Genomic DNA, 21,330 nt, shown 5'->3' with positions numbered 1-21,330 from the left:
AGGGTGGTCGGGGCCGCGTCAGCGCGAAGCCGCTGCGCCAGGGGTGGCCATGCCGGTCGCCTGCATCCTGCTGCGGATGAAGGCACGCCGCTCGTCGGGCGCCATGGCCTGCAGCTTCTGGCGCTCCTCGGGGCTCATCTTTTCAAGCAGGGCCCGCACCTCGGGCGACATGCCAGGGCGGCGCTCGCCGTCGGGGGCTCCCCCTTCGGGGCGCATGGCACCGCCGGATTCAATGCCGGCAGCGGGTGCTGCACGCGCCGCACCTTCGGAAGCAGCACCGGCGGATCGACCGCCTGCAGGCCTTGAGGCGGCGGATGCTGCAGGCACCGGTGCCGCAGTGGTGGACTCACCTCCCACCGTCCCGCTGGCTGGCCCTGCAGGCCCTGCCGCACCGGGCTGGTTGCGCTTGCTGCGGAAGAACGCGCGGCGTTCCTCCTGCGTCATCTTGGCGAGCTTGTCGCGTTCTTCCTGGGTCAGGTTGCGCATCATCGCGGCGCGGCGGGCGCCGCCATCCTGCGCGGCCTCGTCGGCGCGGGCGGCGGCACCCGAATCGATCACCGCCACCTTGGCGCCTTCGCGCAGGCGGTCGATGCCGTCAACCACCACCTGGTCGCCGTCCTTGAGTTCACCTTCGACCGCCACGCGGTCGCCGTCGGCCACGCCCACGCGGATACGCCGCTGCGTCACCGTGCCATCGGGCTGCACCAGATAGACGTAGTTGTTCTGGATGGCCGTGCCGGGCACGGTCAGCGCGTCCTGCAGCAGGTTGACCTGCAGGCGCACGTTGACGAACTGGTTCGGGAACAGCGTGCCATCCTCGTTGCCGAAGGTGGCCTTGACCTTGATGGTGCCAGTGGTGGCGTCGATGGCATTGTCCAGCGCGCCCACCTTGCCGCGGCCCAGGCGGCGCTTTTGCTCGCGGTCCCACAGCTCCACGGGCAGCTCGGCACCTTCGGAAAGGCGCTGGTTGATCTGCGCCAGGTGCGCCTCGGGCACGGAGAACACCGCGTCGATGGGGCGCACCAGGTTGATGGTGACGATGCCGTTGGCGTCCGAGGGGCCGACCACGTTGCCCCGGTCGGCCTGGCGCAGGCCCAGGCGCCCGGCGATGGGCGCGGTGATGCGGGTGTAGCTCAGCTGCAGCTTGGCAGCGTCCACCTGCGCCTGGTCGGCGGCCACCGTGCCTTCGAGCTGGCGCACCTGCGCAGCCTGGGTGTCCACCTGCTGGCTGGCGATCGAGTCCTTGGCCAGCAGGTCCTGGTAGCGCTTGAGGTCGAGCTGCGCGTTCTTGAGCAGGGCCTGGTCGCGCTGCAGATTGCCCTGCACCTGGCTCAGCGAAGCCTGGTAGCTGCGGGGATCGATTTCGGCCAGCAACTGGCCGGCCTTGACCTCTTCGCCCTCCTTGAAACGCAGGCTGGTCAGCTCGCCGCTGACCTTGGCCCGCACCACGGCCGTGGCGCGTGCGCTCATGGTGCCAATGGCGTTGACCTGCACGCGCACGTCCTGGCGCCGCACCACGCCCACCGAGACGGGCTGTGTCTGGCCACCGGCGCTGAAGCGCGCCGGCCCACGCCCACCCGGACCTCCCGGACCGCCCCGCCCCGCAGGAGCGTCGGCCTGTGCAGGCGCTGCCTGGCGTTGTTTCCACCACAGCCCGCCTCCCACGGCAGCGGCAATGAGCACCAGCAGCACGACCCACCAGAGGGCCCGCCCCTGTTGGCGCAAGAGGGACTGCGGAGACACAGACAGGAAACGGAGGGACGGCATGGTGGACGCAACGGGTGGAATCGTGGCTATGGTAGCCACCCACCAAGGCACTCCGGCGCGCAGGCGCAAGGATTTACCCTGCCTTTACCCCCGGTTCACAGCGCTTCATGGGCGCGCGACGGTGCAGCCGGGCCCCGCCGCAGCCGTTTCAGCGGTTGGTGGCCAGCAGCAGGCCGCCTGCGCCCATGAAAAAGCCACCCGTGGCCTTGTTCAGGCGCACCACCCCGCGCGAGGTGCGGATGAAGCGGCGGATCTGCCGGCCACCTGCGGCATAGACCGCCGTGGCGACGAACTCGGCCGCCAGGTACACGCTGCCCAGCACCAGGAACTGGCGCGCTGCCGGCTGGGCCGGGTCGATGAACTGCGGAAAAATGGCCGCGAACAGGATGATGGCCTTGGGATTGGTGATGCCCAGCAGGAACTCCTGCGTGACCAGGGACCACAGGCGCACGGGCGCGGCACCGGCGGCCGACACCTCGGCGCCGTCAGCCACCTCCAGGCCATTGAACTCGCGGCTGCGCCAGGCGCGCCAGCCCAGCCAGAACAGGTAGACGGCCCCCACCCACTTCACGGCGGTGAAGGCGGCTTCCGATGCCAGCAGCATGGCGCCCAGGCCCACGGCCGACACCGTGAGAAAAATCGCGAACGCCGCCGCGCGCCCGATGGTGCCCACCAGGGCCGCACCCACACCTGCGCGGATGCCGTTGTTGAGGCCGCAGAAGTTGTTGGGGCCGGGCGTGAGCGCGATGGCTACGGCGACGGGGGCGAAAAGAAGGGCGTCCATGGGAGGGGTATCCGGAAAAACGGCCGCCGGCGCGGCCCAGCCCGCCAGTTTAGGGCTTTGCGCACTGCGCTGCAGGCCGCTGCGGCATCACCGGTCCGGCAATGCGATGGTCGCCTGCCAGGGCACGCCAACCAGCGCATCGTAGTGCGCGACCACGATGGCCTGGTCCGGCTGCTCCGCCAGAGCGCCCAGCGCCTGCTGCAGGTACTGCACCGAGGGCTTGTCCAGCCCCGCCACGGGCTCGTCGATCAGCGTGAGCGCCGCGCCCGAGGCCAGGGCCCCGGCCGTCCACACCTTGCGCCGGGTGCCGGTGGACAGCATCAAAAAGCGCTTGTGCAAATGCTCCTGCAGCTCGAAGCCCTCGATGTGCCGGGCCAGCGCCACGGCGTCGAACTGCGGGTAACGGGCGGGCAGCGCAGCCAGCCAGTCCTGCGCCACCTGTTCGCTCAGCGCGTCCGAGCGTGGGTCGCCCTGGAACACCTGGGCGCGGTAGGCGGCAGGTGAGGCGTGCAAAGGCACACCCTTGAGCACCAGTTGGCCGGCGCCAGCGACAAGCTCGCCCGCCAACAGGCGCAGCAGGCTGGTTTTTCCGCTGCTGTCGGCGCCGAGCACGAGCGTGGTGCCGGCCGGCAATCGGGCGTCCAGGCCCTGGAACAACGGGCATTCGGGGTAGGCAAAGCACAGGCCGTTGATGTGCAGGATGGCATCGGAGCTGGCAGCAGGCATGGAACGGAAGACCTTGGAGAAGCGAAGCCAGCCATTCTAGGAAAGGCAGCCCCCTGCTGCGCGACAATGCACGGCCCACCCTGCCCCAACCTCACGCCATGCCCCTGCGCTACCTGGATTTTGACTACAGCGAAGACTTCGAGGGCACCGGCACGTTCGATGCGATGGCTGCGGTAGCCCCAACGCAGGTGGCAGCCCTGCATGCCGAGGTGGCACAGGTGCTGGTCTGGGCACATGCACAGTTCCCCGGCGGCTGCGGTCCGGCCGACGAGGGCGGTGAATGGGACTACGACCTGGCTTGCGTGCAGGAGGTGGCCACGCCCCTGGACCTGGCATTCGACGACGCCAGCGGCACCATTGCGGTGCAGGCGGGCACGCCCGGCCCGGCGCGCACCATCCTCACCCTGTCGATCAGCGGCAGCAACATGTTCAGCAGCGCCCTGCGCGAGGCCTTCGGGCTCGACTGAGCCAGCGCGGTCTCCAGGGCTCGCTGTGTAAAGACGCAGCTGTCAGCGCCGTTGACAACGGCAACAGGCTCTCAGCCTACATACAGCACCCGGGTAAACGCCTATCCTGCAATGGCAGCGGTGTGCAGGGGTTGCCTTGCACTGGCCACGCAAAGCCCAAGGTCAGGCGCACAGCGCCTGCCAGAGCTGCACCCACAAGAGAGGCTCACTTCATGCTCGCGCAATCGTCTTCTTCCATGGCCCCGCCCTTCAACCCGATGACGGCGCCCTTGCCCCTTGCAGCGGCCAACGAGTCGCCTGCTGCGGTCACACCTGCTGCCAACCACCTCCAGCAGTCGCAAGGCATGCAGACTGCGCCCATGCAGGCCACTGCAGCGCCGTTCATGGCCAACACCCGGGTGCGCATGGAGCTGGAGATCGAACTGCACTACGAGATCGACCAGTACGGTGCCGACTTCGTGTTCAACATCCACGCCGCGCACACGCCCAGCCAGGCCGTCAGCAACGAACGCCTGGTGATCAACCAGAACATCCCGCAGCAGATCCACACCGACCCGGCCACCGGCAACCGCTACCTGCGCCTGCATGGCGAGCCCGGGCCGCTGAGCGTGGCGTACTCGGCCACAGTGGACATCACCCACCACCGCACCGACCCCATGCAACTGGCCGAAGTGCCCGTGCGGCGGCTGCCGCAGGAGGTGATGGGCTACATCTACCCCAGCCGCTACTGCCAGTCCGACCGGCTGCTGCGCCTGGCGCTCAATGAGTTCGGCGCCCTGTGGCAGGGCCACAGCCGGGTGCAGGCGATCCGCGACTGGGTGCAAAAGCATGTGGCGTTCACGTCCAACACGTCCAACTCCAACACCTCGGCGGTGGACACCCTTGTCGAGCAGGTGGGGGTTTGCCGCGACTTTGCCCACCTGATGATTTCGCTGTGCCGCGCGATCAATATCCCCGCACGCTTCACCACCGGCACCGACTACGGCGCCGACCCGGCCCTGGGCCCGCCCGACTTCCATGCCTATGTAGAGGCCTACCTGGGCGACCGCTGGTACCTGTTCGACCCCTCGGGCACGGCCATTCCCATGGGGCTGATCCGCTTTGGCACCGGGCGCGATGCAGCCGACGTGGCCTTTGCCACCATCTTCGGCGGCGTGCGGGCACAACCCCCGGTGATACGCACCAAGGCCGTGGAGGATGCAGGCCGCGGTTTCGTGCTGCCGCACCACTGCCGCGAGGCGCTGTCGACCGACCATGGGGCGGCTTTTGCCACCCGGTTTGCGGGCACCTGAGGGGCCGCAAACCAACCCTGCCACAGGCGCGGAAAAGCCGGTGTTCTGGGCATCCGGCCCGACCTATGGCCTAATACGCGTTTTTCCACCATCTTTTCCAGAGAATTCCCATGGGCAACAAGATCGTCACCGAAGCAGACCGCAAGCGCACTCCCCGCCCTACGCCAGTCGCTGGCTACACCCTGCCAACCGGCGGCCGCGGCCAGCGCGTGAGCCTGGAGCGCGGCGTCGCCACGCGCAGCAAGAAGAACCCTGGCAAGCGCTCCAAGAAGGGCGGCTGATCGCCAGATCGCCACGGGCTGGCTGCGGCCGGCACCTTGCAAAAAAGCCCTCTCGCGAGGGCTTTTTGCTTTCTGGGAACGAGCGCCTGCACGCCCTGTGCGACTTCATGCAGGCATGGCGGCAATGTCCTGGCGCGCCCTCTCCAGCAACCACTGCCGAAACACCGGCAGGCTGGCTGCAGCCGCCCGTCGCCCGGGCAGGCGGCACAGGAAGTAGCCGCGCTGCAGGGTGATCGGCAGATCGAACGGCGTGACCAGGCGGCCGGCATCGAGCTCGGCCCGCACCAGGCAGCGCTGGACCAGCGCAACCCCCATGTCGGCCATGGCCGCCTGGACCAGGATGGACACCTGGTCGAACACCGTCGACAGCTCGGGCTCGGCCCCCGTGGCGCCGGCGGCCCGCAGCCACTGCGCCCAGTTGCCGGGCGAGGTGGAATGGGCCAGCAGCGGCTCGGCGGCCAGGTCTGCCGGGTGCTGCCAGCGCTGCCGGGCGGCACGTGCGGGGTGGCACACCGGGACCACCTCGCGGCCAATGACGTAGTCGCACTCCCACCCGGGCCACTGCGCCGCCCCCAGCCCCGTGAGGATGGCCGCATGCGGCGTGGGGCCCGAGAAGTCTTCGTCCTTGCGGTAGGGGACGAAGCGCAGGCGCACGTCCGGGTGCCGGGCCTGGAAATCCGGCAGGCGCGGCACCAGCCACACGCTGGCCAGCGTGGGCACCACGGACAGCACCAGTTCCGTGGTGCGTGAGGGCCCCACGCGCAAGGCCTCGCTGGCCGCCTCGATCGCTGCCAGGGGCTCGCGCACGGCTGCCAGCAATTGCTCGCCCGACTCGGTCAGCAGCATCTGCTGCGAACTGCGCTTGAGCAGCACCTTGCCGTAGTGGCCCTCCAGCCGCGCCACCGCCCGGCTGATGGCGCCCTGGGTCACGCACAGCTCATCCGCCGCGCGCGAAAAGCTGCCCGTGCGCACCACGGTGACGAAGGCGTGCAGCTCGGACATGGATGGCGAATGCAGGCGCATGGGCAGCAAGGAGGGGTGGTGTATGACCAATGGTAATACAGGAATGCCCGACTGTCGTTTGCGGGTGAGCGCTGTTCGCCAGAGACTGCCAGCACCCTTTGGCCACCGAGAGAACCCCCACACCATGGCAAGCCCCCTCCTCCCTTCTTCCCTCAACCGCCGGGCGACCCTGCTGGCCCTGGCCCTGGCACCGCTGGCTGGCGCGGTGCATGCGCAGGCCAGCTACCCGGACCGGCCGATCAAGCTGATCGTGCCCTTCGCGCCCAGCGGCTCCACCGACCTGGCGGCGCGGCTGATTGCCGAATTTGCCGGGCGCGAGCTCGGCCAGCCCATCGTGGTGGAGAACAAGGCCGGCGCCGGCGGCTCCCTGGGCATGGAGCAGGTGGCCAAGGCCCGCGCCGACGGCTACACCCTGGGCATGGCCACCATGAGCACGCACGGCTCCAACGCAGCGGCCTACGGCAACCGCATGAAGTACGACCCGGTGAAGGATTTCGCCCCGGTGTCCAACGTGGCCACCGTCCCCAGCGTGTTCGCGGTGAACGCCAACTTCCCGGCCCGGACCATGCAGGAGTTCATCGCGCTGGCCAAGGCCAACCCGGGCAAGTACAACTTCGCCTCCCCGGGCACCGGCTCGCTCGGGCACGCCAACGTGGAACATTTCTCCAGCCTGGCCAAGATCCAGCTGCTGCACATTCCCTACAAGGGCGCGGGCATGGCGCTCAACGACGCCGTGGCAGGCCAGGTCGATGGCATCACCGACAACCTGCCGTCGGCACTGCCGCACATCAAGGCCGGGCGCCTGCGGGCGCTGGCGGTGCTCTCGGACACCCGCTCGCCCCTGCTGCCCGATGTGCCGACCTACGGCGACCTGGGCTTCAAGGAAATGGGTGCCGGCGGCTGGTTCGGCGTGGTGGCACCGGCGGGCACGCCCGCGCCCGTGATCAACCGGCTCAACCAGGCGATCCACGCGGCCATGAAACACCCCGACTTCATCAAGAAGATGGACGAGGCCGGCGCCACGCTGATCCCGGGCACGCCCGCGCAGTTCGGCGTGCAGATCCGCCAGGCGCTGGACCGCTACGCACGCGTGGCCAAGGTCGCCAAGCTGACCGCGGAATGATGCCCATGGACGACCTGCACCGCGACGCCCCCGCCTTCACCCTGCACGCGCCGGTGGCGCCGGCCATTCCCCTGGTCTGCGACTCTCCGCACAGCGGCACCGCCTACCCTGCGGATTTTGGCCATGCCGTACCCCGTTCCCTGTTGCGCGCGGCCGAAGACACGCACGTCGAAGCCCTGTGGCAGGCCGCGCCCGAGGTGGGCGCCAGCTTGCTGGCTGCGCACTTCCCGCGCAGCTACATCGATGCCAACCGCACGCTCGACGATCTGGACCCGGCCTTGCTGGACGGGCCCTGGCCCACGCCGCTGGCCCCGGGCGAGAAGACGCGCCTGGGCTATGGCCTCATCTGGCGCAACGTGAATGCCAGCATGCCCATCTACGAGCGCAAGCTCACCGTGGCCGAGGTACAGGCCCGCATAGCGCGCTGCTACCAGCCCTACCATGCGGCGCTGGCGGCCGCCATCGGACAGGCGCATGCGCGCTTCGGCGCCGTCTGGCACCTGAACCTGCATTCCATGCCCAACAACGCCTACGAGCGCCTGCAGATCCAGAGCGTGCATCCGCTGGCCGACTTCGTGCTGGGCGACCGCGATGGCACCACCTGCGAGCCGGCCTTCGTGGACCTGGTGGAAAAGGAGCTCAAGTCCCGGGGCTATACCGTGGCCCGCAACGACCCCTACAAGGGCGTGCAGCTCATCGCCCGCATCGGCCAGCCCGCGCACCAGCGGCACAGCATGCAGGTGGAGATCCGCCGGCCGGTCTACATGGACGAGGCCAGCCGTGAGCGCAACGCCCACTTCAGCACCGTGCAGCGTGACCTCACCTGCGTGCTGCAGGCCATTGCACGCTACCTGCGCGAGCACCCGGCCGTGCAGGATCGGGGCTGAACTGCCAGGCAAAGGGCCCGTTTGACCCCAGCATCGCCCAGGCGACACAAAGGGCGCCCAAAGCATCGGCAACAGCGCCTAAGATGCGCGCATGATCACCGTCCACCACCTTGAAACCTCGCGCTCGCAGCGCGTCCTCTGGCTGCTCGAAGAACTGGGCGTGCCCTACGAGCTCAAGATCTACCAGCGCGACAAGGCCACCAAGCTGGCCCCGCCCGAGCTCAAGAAGATCCACCCGCTGGGCAAGTCGCCCGTGATCACCGACGGCGACGAGGTGATCGCCGAGTCCGGCGCCATCGTCGAGTACCTGGTGGAGACCTATGGTGCGCAGGCCGGTGGCGACCTGGCCCATCTGCAGCCTGTGCGCGGCACGCCCGAGTACCGCCAGTGCCGCTTCTGGATGCACTACGCCGAAGGCTCGCTGATGAACTGGCTGGTGATGAAGCTGGTGTTCATGACCATTCCGCGCCAGCCCATGCCCTTCTTCGTCAAGCCCATCGCCAAGGCGCTGTGCGGCAAGGTGCTCGACAAGATGGTGGACCCGAACGTGAACACCGCCATGGACTTCATGGAAGCCCACCTGGGCAAGAACACCTGGTTTGCCGGCGAGCACCTGACCATGGCCGACTTCCAGATGAGCTTTGCGGTGGAAGCCGCCCTGTCGCGCTCCAGCAAGGCCAGCACCTGCCCGAACATTCTGGCCTACAAGAAGCGCATGGAGGCACGGCCGGCCTACCAGCGCGGCATCCAGAAGGGCGGCCCGGTGGTCATGGGCTGAGCCGGGGTCCAGGGCGCCCGGCGCCCTGCGATGCCGACATGGCGGCAGGGCTTCTCGCGCAAGGGGCCTGCCGCCCGAACAAGCAGCAAGTTTGCGCCAATCGAGGATTCAGAGCTTTTCACATGCTCTACCCTTGATTTTTCACATGAATCGAGCGCATACCAGCCCTTGGCGTCTTGAACTTGCAAGATAACTGCGCCCCACAGTCTCTACAGTCTCCATACCCCCTCAGCCAACCAACGGCTGCTCATTTTGGAGACGATGTATGACCGACCTGTTTGACAACCCCATGGGCCTGTGCGGCTTTGAGTTCGTGGAATTCTCTTCGCCCAAGCCCGGTTTGCTGGAACCCATGTTCGAAAAAATGGGCTTTTCGCTGGTCGCCAAGCACCGCTCCAAGAACGTACTGCTGTACCGCCAGGGCGGCATCAATTTCATCGTCAACAACGAACCGGGCACCGCTGCCTACTTTGCCGGCGAGCATGGCGCCGCGGCCTGCGGGCTGGCGTTCCGGGTGCGCGATGCCCACAAGGCCTACAACCGGGCGCTCGAACTCGGTGCCCAGCCCATCGAGATCCCGACCGGCCCGATGGAGCTGCGCCTGCCCGCGATCAAGGGCATCGGCGGCGCGCCGCTGTACCTGATCGACCGCTTCGAGGACGGCAAGTCCATCTACGACATCGACTTCGAATTTTTGCCCGGTGTGGACCTGCACCCGAAGGGCCACGGCTTCCAGGTGGTGGACCACCTCACGCACAACGTGTACCGCGGCCGCATGTCCTACTGGGCCGACTTCTACACCAAGCTGTTCAACTTCCGCGAAATCCGCTACTTCGACATCTCGGGCGAGTACACGGGCCTGACCTCCAAGGCCATGACGGCACCGGACGGCCTGATCCGCATCCCGTTGAACGAGGAATCGCGCCAGGGCGGCGGCCAGATCGAAGAGTTCCTGATGCAGTTCAACGGCGAAGGCATCCAGCACATCGCCCTGTTGACCGACAACCTGCTCGAATCCATCGACCAGTTGCAGATGGCCGGCATACCCCTGTTGACCGCACCCAACGAGGTCTACTACGAGAACCTGGAAAAGCGCCTGCCCGGCCACGGCCAGTCGGTGGGCGAGCTGCAGGCCCGCGGCATCCTGCTGGACGGCACCACCGAAGGCGGCCAGCCGCGCCTGCTGCTGCAGATCTTCTCTCAGCCCATGCTGGGCCCGGTGTTCTTCGAATTCATCGAGCGCAAGGGCAACTACCGCGAAGGCTTTGGCGAAGGCAACTTCAAGGCGCTGTTCGAATCGCTGGAGCGCGACCAGATCAACCGCGGCGTGCTCACTGCCACCGACAAGGCGCCCGCCAAGGAAGCGGCATGAAGCTCACGCCCGAGGAGCTGGCAGCGCAACTGCCCTCCCTGGCCGGCTGGACGCCTGCCGAGGCGCGCGGCGGCCTGATCACCAAGGAGTTCCAGTTCGCGGACTTCGTGCAGGCCTTCGGCTTCATGGCCCAGGTCGCCCTGCATGCGGAGCGCATGAACCACCACCCCGAGTGGTCCAACGTCTACCACCGCGTGTCGGTCACGCTGACCACGCACGACGTGGACGGCATCTCTGGCAAGGACATCGAGATGGCCCGGCTGATGAACCGCATCGCGGCAGCCCAGGCCGCCGCATAGGAGACAGGCATGCTGCAGCAGCAACTCAAGGAAACCGCCAAGCACGGGCTGGCGGCCGGAGAGGCTCAAGCCCCGGAGCGCCCCGACTGGACCATCGACCAGGGCTGGGCCAACTACACGAAGGAAGAGCACAGCGTGTGGCGCACCCTGTTCGAGCGGCAGTCGAAACTTCTGCCCGGGCGGGCCTGCGACGAGTTCATCCGCGGCATGCAGGACCTGCCGATCGGGCCCGAGCAGATTCCCGATTTCGAGCAGATGTCCAAGGTGCTCAAGAAGCGCACCGGCTGGGAAGTGGTGGCCGTGCCCGGCCTGGTGCCCGACGAGGTTTTCTTCGAGCACCTGGCGAACCGGCGCTTTCCGGCCGGCCAGTTCATCCGCAAGCCGCATGAGCTCGACTACCTGGAAGAACCCGATGTCTTCCACGATGTGTTCGGCCATGTGCCGATGCTGATGAACCCGGTGATCGCCGACTACATCCAGGCCTATGGCGAAGGCGGTCTCAGGGCCTACCGCCTGGGCGTGCTGGAGAAGCTGGCCCGGGTCTACTGGTACACGGTGGAGTTCGGCCTGGTGCAGCAGAGCGATGGCCTGCGCATCTACGGTGCGGGCATCGCCTCCTCGGCAAGCGAGACGCGCTTCTCGGTCGAGAGCGATTCGCCCAACCGCGTGCGCTTCGACCTGGAGCGGGTGATGCAGACCAACTACCGTATCGACGACTTCCAGGAGACCTACTTCGTGCTGGGCCACCTGGACGAGCTGCTGGAGCTGGCCAAGATCGACTTCGCGCCGATCTACGACCGGCTGAAGGGGGCCCCCGAGCACGATGCGGGCGCGGTGCTGCCCGGCGACAGCGTGGTGACCCGCGGGACGCTGGCCTACCACGACGCCAAGCGCCAGGTGGCACACGCCTGATCGCCCTGCCATGCGACACTCCAGAACGGCCCCACGCGGGCCGTTTTGCATGAGGGGCACACACATGGCACAGCAACCAACCGCAGCAGGCTACTCCGTCCTTTTTCTCTGCATGGGCAACATCTGCCGCAGCCCCACGGCGCACGGCGTGTTCCGCCACCGCGTGCAGGCGGTCGGTCTGGCCGACCGGTTGCGCGTGGACTCGGCCGGCACGCACAACTACCACCCGGGCGAGCCGCCGGACCACCGCTCGCAGCGCCACGCCTCACGGCGCGGCTACGACCTGTCGGATTTGCGCGCGCGACAGATGCTGCTGGCCGACTTTGCATCCCACGACCTGGTGCTGGCCATGGACTGGGACAACCTGGCCATGGCACAGGAGCTGTGCCCGCCAGCGCACTCCCACAAGCTCAGGCGCCTCACAGAGTTCTGCCTGCACATGGACAGCCCAGTGGTGCCCGACCCCTACTATGGCGGCGCCACGGGCTTCGATGATGTGCTGGACTTGGTGGAGGATGCCTGCGAGGGGCTGCTACTGCATGTGCAGCGGGAACTGCAGGGCCGCAGCCGCTGAAAAAACGGTCAGCGGCGCACCGCGCAGACCAGCGGCCCGGGATCGTTGTGCGCCACATCCCGGTCGTTCTTGGCCTGGCCGACCTCCATCACGCGCGGCAGGGCCACGCCGTTCTTCACGGCCAGGATCTCGGCCATCACGCTCACGGCGATCTCGGGCGGGGTCTTGCTGCCGATGTAAATGCCGATGGGCCCGCGCAGGCGCATGAGGCCGGCCTCGGTCTGGTCGAAGTGCTCGATCATGCGCGCACGCCGTGCCTCGTTGTTGCGGCGCGAGCCGATGCCGCCGACATAGAAGGCTTCGCTGGACAGGGCCTCCAGCAGCGCCAGGTCGTCGAGCTTGGGGTCGTGCGTGAGCGCCACGACGCAGCTGCGCCGGTCCGGCTTGAACTGCACCACCACGTCGTCGGGCATGTCGCTCACCAGGGTGGCGCCGGGCACCTTCCAGCCATGGCGGTATTCCTCGCGCGGGTCGCACACGGTCACGGCGAAACCGTTGAACAAGGCCATGGTGGCCAGGTACTCGGCCATCTGCCCGGCGCCGATGATCAGCATGCGGTACTCGGGGCCGAAGGTATTGGTCAGTTGCTGTGCATCCACGGCCAGTTCGGCGGGCTCGGTCGCCATGGCCAGGGTGGCTGCGCCATCGGCCAGGCGCACGGTGCGCTGCACCAGCCGGCCGGCGTCGAGCGCGGCGATCAACTCGGCGAGGCCGGCGGGATCGGGGTCGTATTCGAGCAGCAGTTCCAGTGTGCCGCCGCAGGGCAGGCCGAAGCGGTGTGCCTCGTCGGCCGTGATGCCGTACTTGGCGAAGGACGGCGGGCCATGGGGAATGCGGTGTTCATGCCCCGTGGCCCCGGCGCGCTCCTGCGCGTAGGCGCGGGTGTGGCGGTCGATCAGGTCGTCCTCGATGCAGCCGCCCGAGACCGAGCCCACCACCGCACCGTCGTCGCACAGCGCCATGATCGAGCCCACGGGCCGGGGGGATGAACCCCAGGTGCGCACCACCGTGGCCAGCAGCGCACGCCGGCCGGCCGCACGCCAGCCGTGCAGGGAGCGCAGCACCATCACATCGAGGTTTTCCATCGTCATCGTGCGTAGATTGTGCCCAAGGCCCGGCGGTTCCGTGCGCAGAGGGATACCGCTAGTTCAGCCACCAGGTCAAGGCCACCAACACCGCGGCGCCGGCTACCCAGACCCAGACGGGAATACCGCCGCCGGGGGCGTCTGCCCCGCCTGCGGCCTGCAGGCCGGCGCGCTGGCTGGGCACGAAGCCGCTCGGCGGCCCGGCGTCCTCGCCCGGCTGGGTGGGGATCTCGGTGGGCACGGTGTCGGGGGGGTCGGCATCGCTCTCCCCCTGGGCGGGCGGGTGGCGGCGCTGCATCTCGTTGTCAAAGCGCTTGAAGAAGTCCTCGGCCATGCCCTTGGCGGCGCCGTCGATCAGGCGCTGGCCCAGCTGGGCGATCTTGCCGCCCACCGTGGCATGCACGGTGTAGTGCAGCGTGCAGCGCTCCTCGCCGCCTTCGGGCGGCAGCGCCTCCAGCCGCACCTGGGCATTGCCCTTGCCGAAGCCGGCCACGCCGCCCGAACCGTCGAAGGCGATGGTGTAGCTCTCCGGCGGCACGATGTCGGACAGCGTGATCTTGCCCGCGAACTTGGCCGACACGGGCCCGATCTTGAGGGCCATGGCCACGCTGTACTGGTTCTCGCCCGTGGGCTCGATCTTCTCGCAGCCGGGGATGCACAGCTTGAGCACCTCGGGGTCGTTGAGCGCCTCCCAGGCCTGGCTCTGGCTCGCGGCAAGGGGGCGGCTGGCTTGCATTTCCATGGTGGTATTCCTCGATGATTCAGGTCAGTGCCATCACTGGCGCAGCACGGCCGCCAGGCTGCCGGCCAGGTCCTGCAGGCGGCTCAGGTTGTGTACGGCCAGCATGCCATGGGCTTCTCGGTGCAGAACCGACGCGCCGCGCGCCGCTGGCACATAGCCCTCAAAGCGCAACAGTGGGTTGAGCCACAGCAGGCGTGCGCAGTGGCGGCGCAGCCAGGCGAGCTCTTGCCCCAGCAGTTCGGGCGTGCCGGTGTCCAGGCCGTCGGTGATGAGCAGCACCAGCGTGCGCCGGCCCACCAGCCGGCGCGCATGGCGCAGCCGCAGGGTGCGCAGGCTCTCGCCCATGCGGGTGCCGCCGGCAAAATCGTCGATGGCATGGCTGGCAGTCTCCAGCATGGCATCGGTGTCCGAGAGGCGAAAGGCCGGGGTCAGGTCCGTGAGGCCGGTGCCGAAGGCGAACACGTCGCGCCGCAACGCACCTGCGCGGCGCGGCGCCGTGGCGGCGTGCAAAAAGGCCAGCAGCAGCCGTGCATAGCGCTCCATGGAGCCCGACACGTCCACCAGCACCAGAAGCGGCAAGGGCTGGCGGCGGCGCTGCAGCAGCGGCACCCGCAGGAATTCACCGCCCGTGCGCGCCGCCTGGTGCATGGCGCCGGGCCAGTGCGGGCGGCTGCCGCGCGCTCCGGGCCGGGTGCGGCGCGCGGCAAAATCGGGCAGCGGCAAAGGAATCTCGCGCGCGAACTGCGCCACCAGCCGGTACTCGCTGGCCGAGAGCTGGTTGAAATCGGCCTGGCGCAGCCGCTGCATGTCACTGGCGGTCATCGCGGCGTCGAAATCGACCTTGTCCTCCTCGCGCGGCGGGGCGTTGCGCGCAGCACGCACGGGGGCCAGCGCCTCGCTCACGCGCGGGCGGCGCTTCACGGGCTCGGCCTTGGATTCGGCGCTGGGCAGCATCTGCGCCAGCAGCTTCTGCGCCACGTTGGGGTTCTTGAAGTAGGCGTCGAACAGTTCGCGGAACACCAGGCGGTCCTGCTCGCGGCTGACCAGCACGGTCTCCAGCGCGGCCGCGAAATCCTGGCGTTGCATGCCCACCAGCATCACCGCCTGCTGGGCCAGCGCCATGCGCGCGGCGTCCACGCGCACACCGGCGCGGCGCAGGGTGCGGCCAAAGCCCGTGAGGTTGTCGGCCAGCTTGCCGGTGCGGGCATCGCCGAGCTGGGATGCTGTGGCGGCAGAGGGTGCGGCATTCATGTCAGCCCGCTTCTTCCACCGGCTTCAGGAGTTCTGCCGCCATGTCCCGCGTCAGCGCCGCTACATCCTCGCGCTGCTTGAACAGGATGCCTGCGGTGTCGGAAACGATCTCGGGGTCCACCACCAGGGTGTCCAGGGCCACCAACGCCTTGGCCCATTCCACGCTTTCGGCGATACCAGGCGCACGCTGGAAGGCATTGGCAAACGGCTGGCTGCGCAGCCGGTGCACGAAGTCGGCCACCTGCGCAGCCAGGGCTTCGCTGGCACCGGGCACCTGGGCGCGCACGATGGCCAGTTCGCGCTCGCGCTCAGGGTAGTCAAGCCAGTGGTACAGGCAGCGGCGCTTGACGGCATCGTGCAGGTCGCGCGTGCGGTTGCTGGTGAGCAGGGTCACCGGGGTAGCCGTGGCGCGCACCGTGCCGATCTCGGGAATGCTGACCTGGTACTCGCCCAGGTATTCGAGCAGAAAGGCCTCGAAAGGCTCGTCGGCCCGGTCCACCTCGTCGATCAGCAGCACGGCGCCGGGTGCGGGGGCCTGCAGCGCCTGCAGCAGCGGGCGGCGGATCAGGTAGCGCTCCTGGTAGACCTCGGCCTCGATGTCGCGTGCGCCTCCTGGCTCCAGTTCGGCGGCACGCATGTGCAGCAACTGGGCAGCGTAGTTCCACTCGTACAGCGCCTCGCGCTGCTCCAGCCCGTCGTAGCACTGCAAACGGATCAGGCTGCGCGCCAGCACTTCGGACAACGCCTTGGCCAGCGCCGTCTTGCCCACGCCGGGCTCGCCTTCGAGCAGCAGCGGGCGCTGCAGCCGCAGCGCCAGGAACACGGCGGTCGCCAGCCGCCGGTCGGCAAAATAGCCCACGCGCTGCAGGGCCTGCACCAGGTCGTCGATGGAGGCCAGTTCTGGTGGCAAGGCGTCAGCCCAGCATCTGCGCCACGGCCCGCTGCGCCTGCACGCTGATCAGGTTGGCACGGTAGATGGCGCTGGCGTGGATGTCGGTGTTCAGGTCGCTGGCGTCCACCTTCACCCCGGCGGCCGATGCCACCGAGAAGTCCTTGTTCAGCACGGCCTCCAGTGCCTGCTGGCGGAACACGCTGCTCGCGGCGCCGGTGACGGCCACGCGCACGCCGGCATCGGTCTGCGCCACGAACACGCCCACCAGCGAGAAGCGCGAGGCCGCCTGCTTGAACTTGAGGTAGGCCGCGCGTTTCGGGATAGGGAAGCGGATCGCGGTGATCAGCTCGCCCTCCTGCAGTGCCGTGGTGTACATGCCCACGAAGAAGTCGTCCGCCGCGATCTCGCGCTGGTCGGTGATGACGGTGGCACCCAGGGCCAGCACGGCGCTGGGGTAGCAGGCGGCGGGGTCGTTGTTGGCCACCGACCCGCCCAGCGTGCCACGGGCACGCACCTGGCGGTCGCCGATGTGCGCGGCCAGGTCGGCCAGGGCCGGGATGGCCGCCTTGACCTCGGCGCTGGCGGCCACGTCCATGTGCCGCGCCATCGCACCGATCACCAAGGCATTGCCTTCGCGGCGGATGCCTGCCAGCTCGGGAATCCCATTGAGATCGATGATCTGGCCCGGGTTGGCCAGGCGCAGCCGCATGGAGGGCAGCAGGCTCTGCCCGCCCGCGATGGGCTTGCCACCGGCCGCTGCCAGGCGCGCCGCATCGGCCACGCTGGCCGGGGTTTCATAGGTGAATGCGTACATGGTGTGCTTCTCCTCAGGCCTTGGCGGATTGAATGGCATCCCACACGCGGTGAGGAGAGGCCGGCATGTCGAAATCCTTCACGCCCAGCGGGCGCAGGGCGTCGAGCAGGGCGTTGATCACCGCCGGCGGCGAGCCGATGGCGCCGGCCTCGCCGCAGCCCTTGGTACCGAGCGGGTTGTGCGTGCAGGGCGTGCAGACATGGCCGAGCTTGAACTCAGGGAAGTCATCGGCGCGCGGCATGGCGTAGTCCATGAAGCTGCCGGTGAGCAACTGGCCGGTCTCGCGGTCGTACACGCAGTTCTCCATCAGCGCCTGACCGATGCCCTGCACCAGCCCGCCGTGCACCTGGCCCTCGACGATCATGGGGTTGATGATGGTGCCGAAGTCATCCACCGCAGTGAAGCGGTCCACCCGCGTGGAGCCGGTCATCGGGTCCACCTCCACCTCGCAGATGTAGGTGCCGGCCGGGAAGGTGAAGTTGGTCGGGTCGTAGAAGGCCGTCTCGTTGAGCCCCGGTTCGAGCTTGTCGAGCGGGTAGTTGTGCGGCACGTAGGCCGTGAGCGCCACCTGGCCGAAGGGGATCTTCTTGTCCGTGCCGCGCACGGTGAACTCGCCGCCGCTGAAGTCGATGTCGGCGTCGCTGGCCTCCATCAAATGGGCGGCGATCTTCTTGGCCTTGGCCTCGATCTTGTCCAGCGCCTTCATGATGGCCGCGCCACCCACGCTGATGGAGCGCGAGCCGTAGGTACCCATGCCGAAGGGCACGCGGCCCGTGTCGCCATGCACGATGTCCACGTTCTCCACCGGGATGCCCAGGCGCGCGGCCACCACCTGCGCGAAGGTGGTCTCGTGGCCCTGGCCATGGCTGTGCGAGCCGGTGAACACCGTCACGCTGCCCGTGGGGTGTACGCGCACCTCGCCGCACTCGAACAGGCCGGCGCGCGCCCCCAGGGCCCCGGCGATGTTCGAAGGCGCGATGCCGCAGGCCTCGATGTAGCTGCTGTAGCCCACGCCGCGCAGCAGGCCCTTGGCGGCGCTGGCGCTCTTGCGCGCCTCGAAGCCGGCCACGTCGGCCAGCTCCTGCGCCTGGTTCATGCAGGCGTGGTAGTCGCCCACGTCGTACTGCAGAGCCACCGGGGTCTGGTAGGGGAAGGTGGTGATGAAGTTGCGCTTGCGGATCTCGTCCTGCGACAGGCCCAGCTCCCATGCGCAGCGGGTCACCAGGCGTTCGAGCAGGTAGGTCGCCTCGGGCCGGCCGGCGCCGCGGTAGGCATCGACCGGCGAGGTGTTGGTGAACCAGGCGTCCACCTCCACGTAGACCTGGGGCGTGGTGTACTGCCCGGCCAGCAGCGTGGCGTAGAGGATGGTGGGCACGGCGCTGGCAAAGGTCGACAGGTAGGCGCCCATGTTGGCATCGGTGTGCACGCGCATGGCCAGGAACTTGCCGTCCTTGTCCATCGCCATCTCGGCATGGCTCACATGGTCGCGGCCATGCGCGTCCGTCAGGAAGGACTCGCTGCGGTCGGCCACCCACTTGATGTTGCGGTTGAGCTTCTTGGCGGCCCAGGTCAGGCACACGTCCTCGGCATACAAGAAGATCTTGGAGCCGAAGCCCCCGCCCACGTCGGGCGCGATCACGCGCACCTTGTGCTCGGGCAGGCCCATCACGAAGGCCGTCATCAACAGCCGCTCCACGTGCGGGTTCTGGTTGCTCACGTACAGCGTGTACTCGTCGTTGGCGCGGCTGTAGGAGCCGATGGCCGTGCGCGGCTCCATCGCATTGGGGATCAGGCGGTTGTTCACCAGGTCCAGCTGCGTCACGTGCGCGGCATTGGCGAACACCGAGTCCACCGCGCCCTTGTCGCCAATCGCCCACTTGTAACAGTGGTTGTCGGCGGCGGCATCGTGCAGGCCCGCACCGGCCACCTTGCCGGCCGCAGCATCGGCCACGCTGACCACGGCGGGCAGCACGTCGTAGTCCACCTCCACCAGCTCGGCCGCATCGCGTGCCTGCTGCTGCGTGAGGGCCACGATCATGGCCACCTGGTCACCCACGTAGCGCACCTTGCCCTGCGCCAGGATGGGGTGCGGCGGCTCCTTCATGGGCTGCCCGTCGGTGCTGGTGATCAGCCAGCCGCAGGGCAGGCCGTTGATGTTGTCGGCCGCCACGTCGGTGCCCACGAACACGCCCAGCACTCCAGGCGCGGCCTTCGCCGCGTCGATGTTGATGCTGACGATGCGCGCATGCGCGTGCGGCGAGCGCAGAAACACGGCGTGGCTCTGCGCCGCCAGCACCACGTCGTCGGTGTACTGACCGGCGCCGGTCAGAAAACGGTAGTCTTCCTTGCGGCGAAGCGATTCGCCGATGTGGGGAAGCTTGGAAAAGTCGGATGCACCCATGGTCTTGTCTCCTGGTGTGTGAGGTCTGGACGGGGGCTCAGGCCGACGCCATGGCTTTTTGGCCGTGCTGGACGGCTCGCACGATGTTCTGGTAGCCGGTGCAGCGGCAGATATTGCCCTCCAGCAGCTCACGGATCTCGCCCTCGCTGGCCTGGGGATGGTTCTTGCACAGGTCCACGGCGCTCATCACCATGCCTGGTGTGCAAAAGCCGCACTGCAGGCCGTGGCACTCCTTGAAGGCCGCCTGCATGGGGTGCATGGTGCCGTCGGGCGCGGCCAGGCCCTCGATGGTCTGCACCTCGGCGCCCTGGGCCTGCACGGCCAGCATGGCGCAGGATTTGACGGCCCGGCCGTTGACATGCACCGTGCAGGCGCCGCACTGGCTGGTGTCGCAGCCCACATGGGTGCCGGTGAGCAGCAGGTGCTCTCGCAGCGCGTGGACCAGGAGGGTGTTGGGGGGAACGTCAACGCTGGCCGCGCGGCCGTTGACCGTGAACTGGACTTGCATCTGGCTGTCTCCTCGGGAGGGTGTTGGCTGGATCTGCAAGCCGCATCTTGGGCTGGGCACGGGGCCCGATTCCTAGGGTCAACCCTAGATTCATGGCGCGCTGCGGCGGATATTCTCAAAATGAAACATGTTGCAGCGCACACCCGCGCATCATGCGGAGTGCCAGCCACCGCCGCCAGCCAGCACCTCCCCGGGAGTCCCCATGCTTTCCGCCGCCCTGTCCCCGCCCGCCGAGCGCCAGGCCCTGATCACACAGGCGCGCGCTGCCCTGCTCAGCCAGGGCCAGGTGCCAGCCGCGCTGGGCATCGAGCCCTGGATCGTGCGCTCCTGGCAGCGCTGCCTGGCCGGCGGCCAGCGCCCGGGCCAGCAGGTGGCGTTCGACCTGGTAAGCGCACCGGCCCTGCGGCGACTGGCCGAACAGCACCACCCCCTGCTCCAGGCCGCGCGCCCGGTGCTGGCCCAGCTCACGCGGGCCATCGCCAGCATGCGCTATTTCGCGGTGCTGACCGATGTGCGCGGCGTGGTGCTGGACGTGCAGGGTGCGCTGGACCCGCACGATGCCCGCGTGCGCGCCATCGGCCGCGTGGGCATCGACCTGTCGGAGAGCGCCGTGGGCACCACGGCCATCGGCGCGGCCCTGGCCGAACTGCAGCCGGTATGGCTGCACCGGGGCGAGCATTTCTTTGACGGCAACGGCAGCTACAGCTGCGCGGGCGCCCCGCTGTTCAGCCCCGAGGGCCAGTGCATCGGCATGCTGGACCTGACGGGTGTTGACGTTCCCGAGCGCCCCGAGCTGCGCCACCTGGTGGCCCGCTCGGCCCGCGCCATCGAGGACGCGCTGCTGCTGCAACTGCCGTACGCGGTGCTGCTGCGCCTGAACTGGCCCGGCAGCACGCTGGGCAGCGAGAGCGACGGCCTGATGGCGCTGGACAGCGACGGCCATGTGCTGGGCAGCAATGCCATGGCACGCCAGCTCGTGCCGCAGCCGCTGCGCGCACCAGGCAGCCGCCCGCACTGCAGCGACCTGCTGGCCCTGCCCTGGCCCCTGCTGTTCGACGCCGCGCTGCACCGCCGCGCGGCGCCGCTCGACCTGCCCTTGTGGTCGGGCCTGCGCCTGCAGGGCCTGGCGCTGCCTGCGCAGCACACCGGCTCGCTCGTGCAGCCCGCCGTACCGCACCGGGCCGCCACCGCGGCAACACCCTACACGGCCCCCTTGCGCGAGGCGGAAACCGCCCTGATCCGCCAGGCCGTGCAGGAGGCGCGCGGCAACGTCGCCGAGGCGGCGCGCGCGCTGGGCATCAGCCGGGCGACCGTCTACCGCAAGCTCGGTACGCCCAAGGGGCACTGAGGGG

Annotated in this window: 22 protein-coding genes; 11 read left to right on the top strand and 11 right to left on the bottom strand. The window is 68.6% G+C overall.

Translation table 11 applies throughout. The annotated features are described in order from the left end of the window. Nucleotides 1-18: 18 nt before the first annotated feature. From AC0IZS_RS16820 to AC0IZS_RS16810, 3 genes are all read right to left on the bottom strand, one after another. Nucleotides 19-1,767, bottom strand: a complete 1,749-nt coding sequence (locus AC0IZS_RS16820; protein ID WP_471636643.1) for an efflux RND transporter periplasmic adaptor subunit — start codon at nucleotides 1,765-1,767, stop codon at nucleotides 19-21. A 148-nt stretch (nucleotides 1,768-1,915) separates the two neighbouring features. Further along, nucleotides 1,916-2,551 (bottom strand): LysE family translocator, encoded by a 636-nt coding sequence (locus tag AC0IZS_RS16815; RefSeq protein WP_471636642.1) that lies wholly within the window; start codon nucleotides 2,549-2,551, stop codon nucleotides 1,916-1,918. A gap of 87 nt (nucleotides 2,552-2,638) precedes the next feature. Beyond that, nucleotides 2,639-3,277 (bottom strand): ABC transporter ATP-binding protein, encoded by a 639-nt coding sequence (locus AC0IZS_RS16810; protein WP_471636641.1) that lies wholly within the window; start codon nucleotides 3,275-3,277, stop codon nucleotides 2,639-2,641. Between the two features lie 98 nt (nucleotides 3,278-3,375). On the opposite strand from AC0IZS_RS16810, the gene AC0IZS_RS16805 reads away from it, so the two are divergent. The 3 genes from AC0IZS_RS16805 to AC0IZS_RS16795 all read left to right on the top strand — a co-directional run bounded on the left by AC0IZS_RS16805 (nucleotide 3,376) and on the right by AC0IZS_RS16795 (nucleotide 5,317). Beyond that, complete coding sequence (locus tag AC0IZS_RS16805; protein WP_471636640.1) at nucleotides 3,376-3,744, top strand: hypothetical protein; 369 nt, start codon at nucleotides 3,376-3,378, stop codon at nucleotides 3,742-3,744. A 383-nt stretch (nucleotides 3,745-4,127) separates the two neighbouring features. Continuing rightward, nucleotides 4,128-5,036: a transglutaminase-like domain-containing protein gene (locus tag AC0IZS_RS16800; protein ID WP_471639540.1), complete on the top strand. Its 909-nt coding sequence runs from the start codon at nucleotides 4,128-4,130 to the stop codon at nucleotides 5,034-5,036. Between the two features lie 110 nt (nucleotides 5,037-5,146). Further along, a complete protein-coding gene (locus AC0IZS_RS16795) occupies nucleotides 5,147-5,317 on the top strand; it encodes a hypothetical protein (protein ID WP_007853534.1) in 171 nt (56 codons plus the stop codon). A 105-nt stretch (nucleotides 5,318-5,422) separates the two neighbouring features. Here AC0IZS_RS16795 and AC0IZS_RS16790 read toward each other — a convergent pair whose 3' ends face one another. Next, a complete protein-coding gene (locus tag AC0IZS_RS16790) occupies nucleotides 5,423-6,340 on the bottom strand; it encodes a LysR substrate-binding domain-containing protein (protein ID WP_471636639.1) in 918 nt (305 codons plus the stop codon). A 124-nt stretch (nucleotides 6,341-6,464) separates the two neighbouring features. Between AC0IZS_RS16790 and AC0IZS_RS16785 the strand changes: the two genes are divergently transcribed. The 7 genes from AC0IZS_RS16785 (at nucleotide 6,465) to AC0IZS_RS16755 (ending at nucleotide 12,285) form a co-directional block, all read left to right on the top strand. Beyond that, entirely contained in the window at nucleotides 6,465-7,463 is a 999-nt protein-coding gene (locus AC0IZS_RS16785; protein WP_471636638.1) for a Bug family tripartite tricarboxylate transporter substrate binding protein, read from the top strand. After that, complete coding sequence (locus tag AC0IZS_RS16780) at nucleotides 7,460-8,350, top strand: N-formylglutamate amidohydrolase (RefSeq protein WP_471636637.1); 891 nt, start codon at nucleotides 7,460-7,462, stop codon at nucleotides 8,348-8,350. Before AC0IZS_RS16785 ends, AC0IZS_RS16780 begins: the two co-directional genes overlap by 4 nt. A 91-nt stretch (nucleotides 8,351-8,441) precedes the next feature. Further along, nucleotides 8,442-9,128 (top strand): glutathione S-transferase family protein, encoded by a 687-nt coding sequence (locus tag AC0IZS_RS16775; protein WP_471636636.1) that lies wholly within the window; start codon nucleotides 8,442-8,444, stop codon nucleotides 9,126-9,128. 265 nt (nucleotides 9,129-9,393) lie between these two features. Beyond that, nucleotides 9,394-10,500, top strand: a complete 1,107-nt coding sequence (gene hppD, locus AC0IZS_RS16770) for a 4-hydroxyphenylpyruvate dioxygenase (RefSeq protein ID WP_471636635.1) — start codon at nucleotides 9,394-9,396, stop codon at nucleotides 10,498-10,500. Then, nucleotides 10,497-10,799 (top strand): 4a-hydroxytetrahydrobiopterin dehydratase, encoded by a 303-nt coding sequence (locus AC0IZS_RS16765; protein WP_471636634.1) that lies wholly within the window; start codon nucleotides 10,497-10,499, stop codon nucleotides 10,797-10,799. Before hppD ends, AC0IZS_RS16765 begins: the two co-directional genes overlap by 4 nt. A 9-nt stretch (nucleotides 10,800-10,808) precedes the next feature. Beyond that, nucleotides 10,809-11,711, top strand: coding sequence for a phenylalanine 4-monooxygenase (phhA, locus tag AC0IZS_RS16760; RefSeq protein ID WP_471636633.1), 903 nt, complete (start codon nucleotides 10,809-10,811; stop codon nucleotides 11,709-11,711). A gap of 64 nt (nucleotides 11,712-11,775) precedes the next feature. Beyond that, nucleotides 11,776-12,285 carry a low molecular weight protein-tyrosine-phosphatase gene (locus tag AC0IZS_RS16755; protein ID WP_471636632.1) on the top strand — a complete coding sequence of 170 codons (510 nt, stop codon included), beginning with the start codon at nucleotides 11,776-11,778 and terminating at the stop codon, nucleotides 12,283-12,285. 8 nt (nucleotides 12,286-12,293) lie between these two features. On the opposite strand, the gene AC0IZS_RS16750 is transcribed toward AC0IZS_RS16755, so the two are convergent. Genes AC0IZS_RS16750 through AC0IZS_RS16720 form a run of 7 tightly spaced genes read right to left on the bottom strand, consistent with a single transcriptional unit; the run spans nucleotide 12,294 to nucleotide 19,978 of the window. Then, nucleotides 12,294-13,370 carry an XdhC family protein gene (locus AC0IZS_RS16750; protein ID WP_471639539.1) on the bottom strand — a complete coding sequence of 359 codons (1,077 nt, stop codon included), beginning with the start codon at nucleotides 13,368-13,370 and terminating at the stop codon, nucleotides 12,294-12,296. 58 nt (nucleotides 13,371-13,428) lie between these two features. Continuing rightward, nucleotides 13,429-14,112 carry a CoxG family protein gene (locus AC0IZS_RS16745; protein ID WP_471636631.1) on the bottom strand — a complete coding sequence of 228 codons (684 nt, stop codon included), beginning with the start codon at nucleotides 14,110-14,112 and terminating at the stop codon, nucleotides 13,429-13,431. Between the two features lie 33 nt (nucleotides 14,113-14,145). Beyond that, on the bottom strand, nucleotides 14,146-15,363 hold the full coding sequence (locus AC0IZS_RS16740; RefSeq protein WP_471636630.1) for a vWA domain-containing protein: 1,218 nt from the start codon (nucleotides 15,361-15,363) through the stop codon (nucleotides 14,146-14,148). A 1-nt stretch (nucleotide 15,364) separates the two neighbouring features. Continuing rightward, entirely contained in the window at nucleotides 15,365-16,273 is a 909-nt protein-coding gene (locus AC0IZS_RS16735; RefSeq protein WP_471636629.1) for an AAA family ATPase, read from the bottom strand. A 4-nt stretch (nucleotides 16,274-16,277) separates the two neighbouring features. Continuing rightward, a complete protein-coding gene (locus tag AC0IZS_RS16730; RefSeq protein WP_471636628.1) occupies nucleotides 16,278-17,069 on the bottom strand; it encodes an FAD binding domain-containing protein in 792 nt (263 codons plus the stop codon). A 13-nt stretch (nucleotides 17,070-17,082) separates the two neighbouring features. Beyond that, nucleotides 17,083-19,470, bottom strand: coding sequence for a xanthine dehydrogenase family protein molybdopterin-binding subunit (locus AC0IZS_RS16725; protein ID WP_471636627.1), 2,388 nt, complete (start codon nucleotides 19,468-19,470; stop codon nucleotides 17,083-17,085). 37 nt (nucleotides 19,471-19,507) lie between these two features. Then, nucleotides 19,508-19,978 (bottom strand): (2Fe-2S)-binding protein, encoded by a 471-nt coding sequence (locus AC0IZS_RS16720; protein ID WP_057201248.1) that lies wholly within the window; start codon nucleotides 19,976-19,978, stop codon nucleotides 19,508-19,510. A gap of 202 nt (nucleotides 19,979-20,180) precedes the next feature. Here AC0IZS_RS16720 and AC0IZS_RS16715 point away from each other — a divergent pair, with 202 nt between their 5' ends. Then, entirely contained in the window at nucleotides 20,181-21,326 is a 1,146-nt protein-coding gene (locus AC0IZS_RS16715; RefSeq protein ID WP_471636626.1) for a helix-turn-helix domain-containing protein, read from the top strand. Nucleotides 21,327-21,330: the final 4 nt, after the last annotated feature.

The sequence above is a fragment of the Acidovorax sp. AC410 genome, from assembly GCF_979253235.1.
The sequence above is the reverse complement of the archived record's forward strand: the minus strand, read 5'-3'. Positions and strand labels throughout refer to the sequence as shown.

What these genes read in the sequence shown, in the direction of transcription:
- AC0IZS_RS16755 (WP_471636632.1), top strand. Translation starts at nt 11,776, where the DNA reads ATGGCACAGCAACCAACCGCAGCAGGCTACTCCGTCCTTTTTCTCTGC.
- AC0IZS_RS16805 (WP_471636640.1), top strand. Translation starts at nt 3,376, where the DNA reads ATGCCCCTGCGCTACCTGGATTTTGACTACAGCGAAGACTTCGAGGGC.
- AC0IZS_RS16790 (WP_471636639.1), bottom strand. Translation starts at nt 6,340, where the DNA reads ATGCGCCTGCATTCGCCATCCATGTCCGAGCTGCACGCCTTCGTCACC.
- AC0IZS_RS16720 (WP_057201248.1), bottom strand. Translation starts at nt 19,978, where the DNA reads ATGCAAGTCCAGTTCACGGTCAACGGCCGCGCGGCCAGCGTTGACGTT.
- AC0IZS_RS16800 (WP_471639540.1), top strand. Translation starts at nt 4,128, where the DNA reads ATGGCCAACACCCGGGTGCGCATGGAGCTGGAGATCGAACTGCACTAC.
- phhA (WP_471636633.1), top strand. Translation starts at nt 10,809, where the DNA reads ATGCTGCAGCAGCAACTCAAGGAAACCGCCAAGCACGGGCTGGCGGCC.
- AC0IZS_RS16780 (WP_471636637.1), top strand. Translation starts at nt 7,460, where the DNA reads ATGATGCCCATGGACGACCTGCACCGCGACGCCCCCGCCTTCACCCTG.
- AC0IZS_RS16795 (WP_007853534.1), top strand. Translation starts at nt 5,147, where the DNA reads ATGGGCAACAAGATCGTCACCGAAGCAGACCGCAAGCGCACTCCCCGC.
- AC0IZS_RS16810 (WP_471636641.1), bottom strand. Translation starts at nt 3,277, where the DNA reads ATGCCTGCTGCCAGCTCCGATGCCATCCTGCACATCAACGGCCTGTGC.
- AC0IZS_RS16745 (WP_471636631.1), bottom strand. Translation starts at nt 14,112, where the DNA reads ATGGAAATGCAAGCCAGCCGCCCCCTTGCCGCGAGCCAGAGCCAGGCC.
- AC0IZS_RS16765 (WP_471636634.1), top strand. Translation starts at nt 10,497, where the DNA reads ATGAAGCTCACGCCCGAGGAGCTGGCAGCGCAACTGCCCTCCCTGGCC.
- AC0IZS_RS16715 (WP_471636626.1), top strand. Translation starts at nt 20,181, where the DNA reads ATGCTTTCCGCCGCCCTGTCCCCGCCCGCCGAGCGCCAGGCCCTGATC.
- AC0IZS_RS16815 (WP_471636642.1), bottom strand. Translation starts at nt 2,551, where the DNA reads ATGGACGCCCTTCTTTTCGCCCCCGTCGCCGTAGCCATCGCGCTCACG.
- AC0IZS_RS16730 (WP_471636628.1), bottom strand. Translation starts at nt 17,069, where the DNA reads ATGTACGCATTCACCTATGAAACCCCGGCCAGCGTGGCCGATGCGGCG.
- AC0IZS_RS16750 (WP_471639539.1), bottom strand. Translation starts at nt 13,370, where the DNA reads ATGGAAAACCTCGATGTGATGGTGCTGCGCTCCCTGCACGGCTGGCGT.
- AC0IZS_RS16775 (WP_471636636.1), top strand. Translation starts at nt 8,442, where the DNA reads ATGATCACCGTCCACCACCTTGAAACCTCGCGCTCGCAGCGCGTCCTC.
- AC0IZS_RS16785 (WP_471636638.1), top strand. Translation starts at nt 6,465, where the DNA reads ATGGCAAGCCCCCTCCTCCCTTCTTCCCTCAACCGCCGGGCGACCCTG.
- AC0IZS_RS16740 (WP_471636630.1), bottom strand. Translation starts at nt 15,363, where the DNA reads ATGAATGCCGCACCCTCTGCCGCCACAGCATCCCAGCTCGGCGATGCC.
- AC0IZS_RS16725 (WP_471636627.1), bottom strand. Translation starts at nt 19,470, where the DNA reads ATGGGTGCATCCGACTTTTCCAAGCTTCCCCACATCGGCGAATCGCTT.
- hppD (WP_471636635.1), top strand. Translation starts at nt 9,394, where the DNA reads ATGACCGACCTGTTTGACAACCCCATGGGCCTGTGCGGCTTTGAGTTC.
- AC0IZS_RS16820 (WP_471636643.1), bottom strand. Translation starts at nt 1,767, where the DNA reads ATGCCGTCCCTCCGTTTCCTGTCTGTGTCTCCGCAGTCCCTCTTGCGC.